Origin of the sequence: Carboxydocella sp. JDF658, from assembly GCF_002049395.1 — a bacterium.
GTDB lineage: Bacteria > Bacillota.
In genome coordinates, this window is the sequence record NZ_BDLR01000070.1 from 1 (window position 1) to 9,844 (window position 9,844).

11 protein-coding genes and 1 pseudogene are annotated in these 9,844 nt (G+C 49.7%); 11 read left to right on the forward strand and 1 reads right to left on the reverse strand.

The genetic code is table 11. The features are described from left to right. Both JDF658_RS14450 and disA read left to right on the forward strand, forming a co-directional pair. Positions 1-209: pseudogene (locus JDF658_RS14450) on the forward strand (DNA repair protein RadA); the annotation flags it as partial. Next, entirely contained in the window at positions 206-1,267 is a 1,062-nt protein-coding gene (gene disA, locus JDF658_RS10380; RefSeq protein WP_078666446.1) for a DNA integrity scanning diadenylate cyclase DisA, read from the forward strand. The pseudogene JDF658_RS14450 and the gene disA, both read left to right, overlap by 4 nt. A gap of 42 nt (positions 1,268-1,309) precedes the next feature. Here the strand turns inward: disA and JDF658_RS10385 are convergent, their stop codons facing one another. Continuing rightward, positions 1,310-1,705: a DUF1573 domain-containing protein gene (locus tag JDF658_RS10385; protein WP_078666445.1), complete on the reverse strand. Its 396-nt coding sequence runs from the start codon at positions 1,703-1,705 to the stop codon at positions 1,310-1,312. Between the two features lie 207 nt (positions 1,706-1,912). Here JDF658_RS10385 and JDF658_RS10390 point away from each other — a divergent pair, with 207 nt between their 5' ends. From JDF658_RS10390 to thyX, 9 genes are all read left to right on the forward strand, one after another. After that, on the forward strand, positions 1,913-2,389 hold the full coding sequence (locus tag JDF658_RS10390; RefSeq protein WP_078666444.1) for a CarD family transcriptional regulator: 477 nt from the start codon (positions 1,913-1,915) through the stop codon (positions 2,387-2,389). A 66-nt stretch (positions 2,390-2,455) separates the two neighbouring features. Next, on the forward strand, positions 2,456-3,586 hold the full coding sequence (locus JDF658_RS10395) for a PIN/TRAM domain-containing protein (protein ID WP_078666443.1): 1,131 nt from the start codon (positions 2,456-2,458) through the stop codon (positions 3,584-3,586). Then, complete coding sequence (gene ispD, locus JDF658_RS10400; RefSeq protein ID WP_078666442.1) at positions 3,573-4,280, forward strand: 2-C-methyl-D-erythritol 4-phosphate cytidylyltransferase; 708 nt, start codon at positions 3,573-3,575, stop codon at positions 4,278-4,280. Before JDF658_RS10395 ends, ispD begins: the two co-directional genes overlap by 14 nt. A gap of 16 nt (positions 4,281-4,296) precedes the next feature. Continuing rightward, on the forward strand, positions 4,297-4,764 hold the full coding sequence (gene ispF, locus JDF658_RS10405) for a 2-C-methyl-D-erythritol 2,4-cyclodiphosphate synthase (protein ID WP_078666456.1): 468 nt from the start codon (positions 4,297-4,299) through the stop codon (positions 4,762-4,764). Positions 4,765-4,801: 37 nt separating this feature from the next. Beyond that, the gene (gene gltX / locus JDF658_RS10410) at positions 4,802-6,250 is read left to right on the forward strand and encodes a glutamate--tRNA ligase (RefSeq protein ID WP_079907561.1); all 1,449 of its coding nucleotides are present in this window, start codon (positions 4,802-4,804) and stop codon (positions 6,248-6,250) included. A gap of 278 nt (positions 6,251-6,528) precedes the next feature. Beyond that, positions 6,529-7,194 carry a serine O-acetyltransferase gene (gene cysE / locus JDF658_RS10415; RefSeq protein WP_078666440.1) on the forward strand — a complete coding sequence of 222 codons (666 nt, stop codon included), beginning with the start codon at positions 6,529-6,531 and terminating at the stop codon, positions 7,192-7,194. Then, positions 7,175-8,572, forward strand: a complete 1,398-nt coding sequence (gene cysS / locus JDF658_RS10420) for a cysteine--tRNA ligase (RefSeq protein WP_079907562.1) — start codon at positions 7,175-7,177, stop codon at positions 8,570-8,572. The genes cysE and cysS overlap by 20 nt, the downstream gene beginning before the upstream one ends. A 2-nt stretch (positions 8,573-8,574) precedes the next feature. Next, complete coding sequence (locus JDF658_RS10425; protein ID WP_242946656.1) at positions 8,575-8,952, forward strand: Mini-ribonuclease 3; 378 nt, start codon at positions 8,575-8,577, stop codon at positions 8,950-8,952. Between the two features lies 1 nt (position 8,953). Further along, positions 8,954-9,706 carry an FAD-dependent thymidylate synthase gene (thyX, locus tag JDF658_RS10430; RefSeq protein ID WP_078666437.1) on the forward strand — a complete coding sequence of 251 codons (753 nt, stop codon included), beginning with the start codon at positions 8,954-8,956 and terminating at the stop codon, positions 9,704-9,706. Positions 9,707-9,844 lie beyond the last annotated feature (138 nt).

The following is a 9,844-nucleotide window of genomic DNA, read 5'->3' on the forward strand; positions in this document are numbered from 1 at the left end:
TGGTAATTATCGGGGAAGTGGGCTTGACAGGTGAGGTGCGGCGGGTAAACCAGATGGAAAAACGCTTGCAGGAAGCCGCCAGGATCGGATTTAAACGGGCAGTGGTGCCTTCGGGGCAAAAACTGGAAGGCCCGGCCGAGTTGGAAATAATAGAAGTAGGGACGGTAGCAGAAGCATTAGACTGGTCTTTAGGGGGAATGGGCAGATGAAAGAGGAGCGGGTGGACCGCGAACTGGTACAGGCACTGAAAATAGTGGCTCCGGGCACGCCGTTGCGCGAAGGGCTGGAAAATATTCTGCGGGCTAAAACGGGCGCTTTGATTGTCGTGGGCGATTCGCCTAAAGTGATGGAAATCGTAGAGGGTGGTTTTGAAATCAACTCTGAATTCAGTCCAGCCAGTCTTTACGAACTGGCCAAAATGGATGGGGCTATTATCCTCAGCTCTGATGCCCGGCGAATTCTAGCGGCCAATACCCAGCTGGTGCCGGATTCAGCTATTCCCTCCAATGAAACCGGGATTAGACACCGGACGGCAGAAAGGGTAGCCCGGCAGACGGGAGAAATGGTAATTTCCATTTCCCAGCGTCGTAGTGTAATAACTATTTATAAAGGTAACCTTAAATATGTTCTACGGGATATTAGCGTGATTCTGGCCAAAGCCAATCAGGCCCTGCAGACGCTGGAGAAATATAAGGATGTTTTGCAAAGAGCTTTAAACAGCTTGAGTGAGCTGGAATTCAAGGATATGGTGACTCTGCATGATGTGGTCAAAGCTCTGCAGAGGACGGAAATGGTACTGCGGGTAGTGGCGGAAATTGAACGGTACATAAGTGAGCTGGGTACTGAAGGGCGTCTGGTTAAGATGCAGCTGGAGGAACTGGTGGCGGATATTGAAAATGAAGGATTGTTAATAGTCAGGGATTATCTAAATACTCCGGACAAAACTCCGGAGGAAGTGCTGCATACAATTCGCAACTGGGCGTCAGAAGACCTGCTGGATTTGGCTTTGTTGACCCGGGCCCTGGGTTATCCTGGCACGGTGGCGGCTCTGGAGCAACCGGTTACTGCCAGGGGTTATCGTATCCTTGATAAGGTACCCCGCTTACCCTGGCCGGTGATAGAAAATCTGGTGGCAACGTTTGGGCATTTACCGGCGATTTTGAAAGCAAGCATTGAAGAACTGGATGAAGTAGAAGGGATTGGCGAGGTGCGGGCACGTACCATTCAGGAAGGGTTAAAACGTTACAGGGAGCAGGTCGCCTTTTAACATAATGCAAGGAGGAGGGGAAATTCCCCTCCTCTTTGTTTATTAGCGCATATTAAAAATACTAAGGGTATTGAGCTTTTTATGTTCTTTGATAAAGCAATCATACAGGTTTATGTCCAGTATATTACAGAGAGCAGCAAGATAGAAAAGGGAACGACCAATTTCATCTTCTACAATTTCCCGGCACTGATCACAGATTTTGCCGCGCAAATGGGAATCCCGCAGCTTGCGCAAATCTTCCAGGGATGCATCAGGCGGGAGAGGGTGCTTTTCTGCTTCTACTTTGAGACAGCCGCAGTTGGTGACTGCTTTGACAACAGCCCGATTGGTGCGGGCACAACTCTCCTGGTATTTGGTGATGACATCCAGAATGCTCTGGTGGCGGATTAGCAATTCGCCGACAGTTTCCTGGAACTCATCACATAGCAAGTCCTTCATTCTGCAATCCCCTTTCAAAACAGCCACCGGTGGCTGGCTTTCTACGGTTATTATAACGGGGAGAGGCTTGTCTTGTCAATCTGACAGAAGGAAGAGCCTGGTTATTGACAAGAGAAAAATGGCTATGATATAATCACATTTTTTGACGCCCTATAAAATCCGTGTTATAATAGTTAGCAATAGGCCTGTTTGAAGGGGGAAGGAAAGGTGTTTAAAGTAGGAGATAAGGTGGTATACCCCATGCATGGAGCAGGCATCATTGAGTCCATTGAAGAAAAAGAAATTGGTGGCAAAAAAATCAGCTATTATGTAATGCATGTACCGGTAGGCAATATGCGGGTAATGGTTCCGGTAGAAAAGGGCCGGGCCTTAGGACTCAGAGAAGTAGTCTCCCGGCAAACAGCTGCTGAAATCATGGATTTATTACAGGAAGAGGAAAGAGAACCGATAGGGAACTGGAATTTACGCTACCGGCAGAACATGGAAAAAATCAAAAGCGGGGATGCCAGGGCAGTAGCAGAAGTAGTGCGCAGCCTGGGCTGGCGGGACCGGCAACGGGGGCTATCTACAGGGGAACGCAAAATGCTGGATACCGCTCGACAAATTCTGTTAAGCGAATTAGCCCTGGTCTGGGAGGAAGAAAAGGAAAAAATAACAGAACGCTTGGAAGAAGTTTTTGCCTGATAAAGGTAAAAACTGTATAATAATACCGGGGCCCGGGGTAAAATAGTCAGCGAAGGAGGTGATATTATGATGATGAAGATACTGCGGGCTGTCTGGATGCTGATTTTTATCGGAATCGGCGGCTTAAGCGGGCAGTATTTGCCCCTGGACCGGCTGGAGCCGGTACAGTTTTTATCCGGGCCTCTAATGTCGGTAATCATTGGCATGTTGTTGGGCCTTCTGGTAGGCATCTTTCTGGCACCCTGGCTGGCTAACTGGGTGGTGAGGACGACAACCTGGCTGGAGCAGCGCTTGCAAAAAATACCTTTATCTGAAATTTTCGGCGGCGCTCTAGGACTTATTATTGGCTTACTTATTGGTATATTGCTGGGTTCGGCCTTTTCCTGGTTTCAGCCTCTGGCAACAGTGGTGAAGATAATAGGAGCCACTCTTCTGGGTTATCTGGGTATGAATATTGGGGCAAAAAAGAAAGACGAATTGTTTACCATGATTATCAGTCTGGGTAGAAAGAAAAAAGAAAGCCAGAGCCAGGTGGTTTCAGAAGGAGCTATTCCTAAAATCCTGGACACCAGTGTAATTATCGACGGCCGCATTGCCGATATTATAGAAACCGGTTTTCTGGAAGGGCCAGTGGTAGTTCCTGGCTTTGTTCTGGAAGAATTGCGCCATATCGCTGATTCCTCTGATGTGTTAAAACGCAATCGGGGCAGGCGAGGGCTGGATATATTGAACAAGATCCGGAAGGATCTGAAGGTTAAAGTAGAAGTCGTTGAAAAGGATTTTGATGATATTGCGGAAGTGGATTCCAAGCTGGTCCGTCTGGCCCAGCAGCTTAATGGCAAAATCATTACCAATGACTTTAATCTCAACAAAGTGGCTGAATTGCAGGGAGTTCTGGTTTTAAATATCAATGAACTGGCCAATGCGGTTAAGCCTATGGTCTTGCCTGGAGAGGAAATGAATGTGCAAATTGTTAAGGATGGCAAAGAAACCGGGCAGGGCGTAGGTTATCTGGAAGATGGGACTATGATTGTTGTCGATGGTGGGAAACGCCACATTGGGCAAAACGTTATTGTAGTAGTAACCAGTGTCTTGCAGACAGCAGCGGGGAGAATGATTTTTGCCCGTCCCAAACTGGAGATAAAAGAAGATGATGCTAATCGAACCAAGCTCAACGAGGTGAATGCCATTGGTTAAAGCTGCGGCGATTATTCCAGCCGCGGGCCAGGGCAAAAGAATGGGCAACCAGCTGAACAAGCAGTTTCTTAGCTTGGGCGGGTTGCCCCTTTTATTGCATACTTGTACAGCTCTGGCTCAGGTGCTGGAACTAGAGCAAATGATTGTAGTTGCCCGACCGGGAGAGGAAGAGGAAATTGCGAGGGTATTATCTCCTCTCATTCGGAAGGAGCGCGAACGCTGGCTGATTGTCAGTGGCGGGGAGGAAAGGCAGCATTCTGTCTGGAATGGCCTGCAACAAGTTCCTCCAGAGCTTGCCCTGGTAGCTGTCCATGATGGAGCCAGGCCGTTGATCACCCCGGAGATTGTCCGCTCAGCCCTGCAGATGGCACAGGAGACAGGAGCGGTAGTTGTAGGCGTGCCGGTAAAAGATACGATCAAAACAGTGGATGAACAGGGCCTAATTATCGGAACTCCAGAACGGAAAAGGCTGTGGGCAGTACAGACTCCCCAGGTTTTTCGCCGGGACTGGTTACTGGCTGCTTATCAACAGGCCTGGCAAGAAGGTTTTCTGGGGACCGATGATGCTGCTTTAGTGGAACGAGCAGGCTATCCGGTGCGAATGCTGCAAGGGGACTATGCCAATCTGAAAATTACCACTCCGGAAGACTTAATTCTGGCCGAGGCTTTATTGCAGGCAAGGGGAGGTATGTAGTTTGTTCAGGATAGGTATGGGTTATGATGTTCACCGGCTGGTGGTAGATAGGGAACTGATTATTGGCGGAATAAAGATACCCTATGAGAAAGGGTTGCTGGGCCACTCTGATGCGGACGTCCTGTTACACGCTATTATGGATGCTCTGCTGGGGGCAGTAGCGGCAGGGGATATCGGCAAACACTTTCCTGATAGTGATGTTAAGTGGAGGGGGGCTGATAGTGGTCGCCTGCTGGCCAGAGTGAGGGAAATTGTTGAGGAAAGAGGCTACCAGGTCAACAATGTGGATGGAACCATTGTTGCTCAGAAGCCTAAAATGGCCCCTTATATCCCGGCTATGCGGGAAAAGGTTGCTACTATCCTGGGAATAGAGGCAGAGCAGGTGAATATCAAGGCCACCACTACTGAAGGGCTGGGCTTTACTGGAACGGGGGAAGGGATTGCGGCTTATGCCGTTGTCACAGTCGCAAAAAGAATGGTATAATAAAGCGAATCAGGCAGAAATGAGGAGGTAACTGCACATGACCACACCGATGCGGGTAAGATTTGCCCCCAGTCCTACGGGGCCTTTACATATTGGCGGCGCCCGTTCTGCTTTGTTTAACTGGCTGATGGCCAGAAAAACCGGGGGCCAGTTTATTGTTCGGATTGAAGATACAGACCTGGAGCGGTCTAGCCGGGAATCAGAACAAAATATCCTTGCCTCCTTACGCTGGTTAGGATTAAACTGGGATGAGGGGATTGAGGTAGGTGGTCCCCATGGTCCGTACCGGCAAACAGAGAGATTGGATTTGTATCGGGAAGCAGCGGAAAAGCTTCTGGCCCAGGGGCAGGCCTACTATTGCTATTGCTCGGAAGAGGAGCTGGAAGCCGAACGGGAACAGCTGCTGGCTAAAGGGGAGTTGCCCCGTTATCTGGGTAAATGCCGTCACCTGACTCCGGTAGAGCGGGCGGCCAAAGAGGCTGAGGGTGTCAAGCCTGTGATCCGCTTCCGGGTTCCGGAAGGGGAAAAGGTGGTCATCGATGATCTGGTTCGGGGCCAGGTGGTATTTGAAACCGATGGAATTGGCGATTTTGTTATCGTTAAATCCGATGGCATTCCCACCTATAATTTTGCGGTGGTAATTGATGACTCTACCATGGAGATTACCCATGTCATTCGGGGGGAAGAACATCTTTCCAATACACCCCGTCAGATTCTGCTTTATCAGGCCCTGGGGCTTAAGTCCCCTCAGTTTGCCCATGTTTCCCTGATTCTGGGCAAGGACCGGACCAAAATGTCCAAACGCCATGGTTCGACGGCAGTTGAGCAATATAAGAAAATGGGCTATTTACCGGAAGCTCTGGTCAATTTCCTGGTTTTATTGGGCTGGGCTCCCCAGGGTGAGAATGAAATTTTCTCCCTGGAAGAGCTTATTCAGGAGTTTTCGCTGGATCGAGTGGCCAAAAGCCCGGCGGTCTTTGATATGGACAAGTTAAATTATCTCAATGGCTATTATATCCGCCACAGCGCCCCGGAACGGATTGCTGAGCTGGCACGACCTTTCCTGGTCGAAGCCGGGTTAAATCCACCGGAAGGGGAAAAATATCTCTGGCTCATACAGGCCGTACAGGAGCGCATCAATTGTCTGGCCGAAGTGGTAGAGGCAGTACAGGTATTTTACCAGGATGAAGTAAAGTTTGAAGATGAGGCAGCCAGGGAGGTCCTGAAACAGGAACAGGTTCCGGCGGTACTGGCAGCATTGCTGCATAAGCTGGAAGAAAACCCGGCTCCTACTCCGGAAGAGGCCAAAGGGGTACTGAAAACCTTGACCAAAGAGCTGAAACTAGGCGGCAAACAGGTTTACATGCCGATTCGGATCGCGCTTACTGGTCAGGCCCATGGCCCGGAACTATATTTCCTGCTGGCTATTCTGGGCTATAGTGGAGTGAAAAAGCGACTGGATAGTTTAAGGGTTGACGTTGGCTAGGCAGACTTTTATAATTATTTGTATCAACTAAAAAATGAGCGATGAAGAGGAAGAGTAGGCAGGAAAGGGATTCGCCAGAGAGGGATGTCAAGGCTGGAAGCATCCTGAATTCCTCCTGTTGAAGTGCGCCTTGGAGCTTTCCGGCTGGTCACCGTTAGCTGACCGAAAGAGGTGGGCGAGGGTTTTTCCTTGCCAACCAGAGTGGAACCGCGGAGGGAAACCTTCGTCTCTGGATAGGAGACGAAGGTTTTTATAATGTTTGTGAGGGGGGATAGGCTGTGTTCTTTCAACAGTTGAAGCGCGACATTGAAGCAGTATTCGAACGGGATCCGGCAGCAAAATCTGTGTGGGAGGTTATCCTCTGTTATCCCGGATTCCATGCCATTCAGTTTCACCGGGTTGCCCACTGGCTGTATAAGAAAAACTGGGTGGTACTGGCCCGCTTTATCTCCCAGCTTTCCCGTTTTCTTACCGGGATTGAGATCCATCCAGGGGCCAAAATCGGCCAGGGATTGTTTATCGACCATGGTATGGGGGTAGTGATTGGTGAGACAGCGGAAATAGGCGATAATGTTACCATATATCAAGGGGTAACCTTGGGTGGCACCGGTAAGGAAAAAGGCAAGCGTCACCCCACCATTGGCAATAATGTGGTAATCAGCGCTGGGGCCAAAGTGCTGGGTTCCTTTACTGTCGGTGATAATTCCAAAATCGGGGCAGGAGCAGTAGTAGTGAAACCTGTACCGCCTAACTGTACAGTAGTCGGGGTCCCAGGACGGGTAGTAATCCGGGAAGGACAACGGGTGGATGACTTGCTCCATGACCAGATTCCTGACCCGGTAGCGGAAATGTTGCAATGCTTGCAGCGCAAGATTGAGATGCTGGAAAACAGGATTGCGCAGCTGGAAGGGAGAGAACAAGGTCGTGACCATCAAAATCTATAATACCATGACCAGACAGAAAGAGGATTTTCAACCCCGGTCACCGGGGAAGGTACGTATGTATGTTTGCGGACCTACCACTTATAATTTTATCCATCTGGGTAATGCCCGGCCTTTGATAGTCTTTGATGCGGTGCGTCGCTATCTGGAATATCGGGGCTATGAAGTAATATTTGTACAGAACTTTACTGATATCGATGACAAAATCATTAAAAGGGCCCAGGAAACAGGGGAGGATGCCCTGCAGCTTTCTGCTCGTTATATCAATGAATTTTTTAAAGATGCCCAGGCACTAGGAGTCAAGCCTGCTACCCATCATCCCAAAGTAACGGAGCACATTCCGGAAATCATTGAAATGATTGCCGGGTTGATTGAAAAAGGCTTTGCCTATGAGGTAGATGGGGATGTATATTATGCTGTTGAAAAGTTTGCCTCCTATGGTAAACTTTCCGGCCGCAGCCTAGAGGATATGCAGGCAGGGGCCAGGGTAGAGGTGGATGAGCGCAAGCGCCACCCCATGGATTTTGCTCTCTGGAAAAAAGCCAAACTGGGAGAACCTTCCTGGCCCAGTCCCTGGGGTGAGGGAAGGCCGGGCTGGCATATTGAATGCTCGGTGATGTCCTTGAAATATCTGGGAGCAGAGTTCGATATTCATGGCGGTGGTTTTGACCTGATCTTCCCCCATCATGAAAATGAGATTGCTCAGTCCGAGGCTTATCTGGGACAGCCTTTTGCTCGTTACTGGATGCATAATGGTTTTATTACTGTAAAGGAAGAAAAAATGTCCAAATCTCTGGGCAATTTCTTTACTGTCCGGGAGATATTACAGCATTTTTCCGGCCAGGTCGTCCGTTTCTTCATGCTTTCCAGCCACTACCGCAACCCGTTGGATTACAGTCCGGAAAAACTGGAAGAAGCGAAAAAGGGCCTGGAGCGCTTGAGCAATGCCCTGGCTAATGGGCAGGAATACAGTAATGGTGTGAATGGGATAATGTCTGAGGAAGCTGCTGCGGCCAGGGAAGAATTTATCCAGGCAATGGATGATGATTTTAATACCGCTCTGGCTTTGAGTGTGCTCTTTGAACTGGCCCGGCAGATCAATGCCGGGGTTGCGGCCGGGGAAGAAAAGGAGAAAATCGCCGGCCTTACCGGGGTGCTGGCTGAACTGGCCCAGGTACTGGGACTGGAATTGAAGGCAGGGGAAAAAGCTGAGGCGGATGCCGGTCTCTTGAAGGAGCTGGTGGACTTCCTGTTGTTATTGCGTCAGGAGGCCCGGGCCCGCAAAGACTGGACTACCGCGGATGCTATTCGCAACAAACTAGGGGATCTGGGGATTATTGTTGAAGATACTCCCAACGGTCCGCGCTGGAAGAGGAAATGAGTATGGAGCTGCCATCATCACTGGTTTTAGCCTATCTTGGGGATGCTGTTTACGAATTACTGGTACGACGGTATCTGGTAAAAGAAAAGGGCCTGGCTAAGGTGAATTGGCTGCATAAAGCAGCGGTAGATTTTGTGAAAGCGGAAGCCCAGTCCCGCTTTTTGCGCGGGCTGGACCCTCTCTTGACCGAGGAGGAAAAAGCTATTGTCCGGCGTGGTCGGAATACCAGTTCTCAGCCACCCCGCCATGTGGATGTGGTGGCTTATCGTCATGCTACAGCCCTGGAGTGTTTGTTTGGCTATTTACATCTAAAAGGTGAAGAAGAACGGATAGAGGAGCTTTTCCGTGAGATCGTACGCCTGGCTGAGGAGGATTTATAAAATGCCGCAAGCGGAAATGAAAGTTTATCTGTTGCGTTACACCCCTGTACCGGAAGAAATTATTGCTCTGGCGGCTAAGTTATGTTATTCGGCTGCGGATATGACTGAACTGGCCCAGGGGATTGCAGAAAGGGATCAGCAGCCTTTTCTGCAAAAACTTATGGAGCTTGAACATTTATCTCCGATTGAGCATGCAGTGTTCACCTTTGGAGTAGAAGGAGTATCCCGGGCGCTACTGGCTCAGATTACCCGACATCGTATTGCCAGCTTTTCTGTTAAATCCCAGCGTTATGTGGGAGAGGCGGATTTTTGCTACATTATTCCTCCTCGCATTCAGGAACTGGGGCCGGAGGCAGTAGCGGAATTTGAGCGGCAGATGGCCCAGATCAACCAGTGGTACAGATACTGGCAGGAAAGGCTGGGAGGTAACAAGGAAGCCAGCAATGAGGATGCCCGCTTTGTCCTGCCCAATGCGGCAGAGACCAAGTTTGTGGTGACCATGAATGCGCGGGAATTATTGCATTTCTTTAGTTTGCGTTGTTGCAATCGGGCCCAGTGGGAGATCCGTGCTTTGGCAGAGCGCATGCTGGCTCTGGTCAAAGAGGTAGCCCCGGTCTTATTTGCCCAGGCTGGGCCTGGTTGTTTAAGGGGGCCTTGTCCGGAAGGGGCTATGACCTGTGGTCAGGCGGCCCGGGTTCGGGCTAGCTATCTGGGCAAAGGAGGTATGCAGCAGCTTCAGAAAACTAGACTATAATTGATTGTATTTAACTGTTTTGCTACATTAAAAGTATTGAACTATTATCCATTGGAGAAGCAGCAAAGTCCGGCAGGGTTTCGGGGAGCTGATCAGGAATGCCAGAGAAACACGAGAAGAACAAATTTAGCATAACTG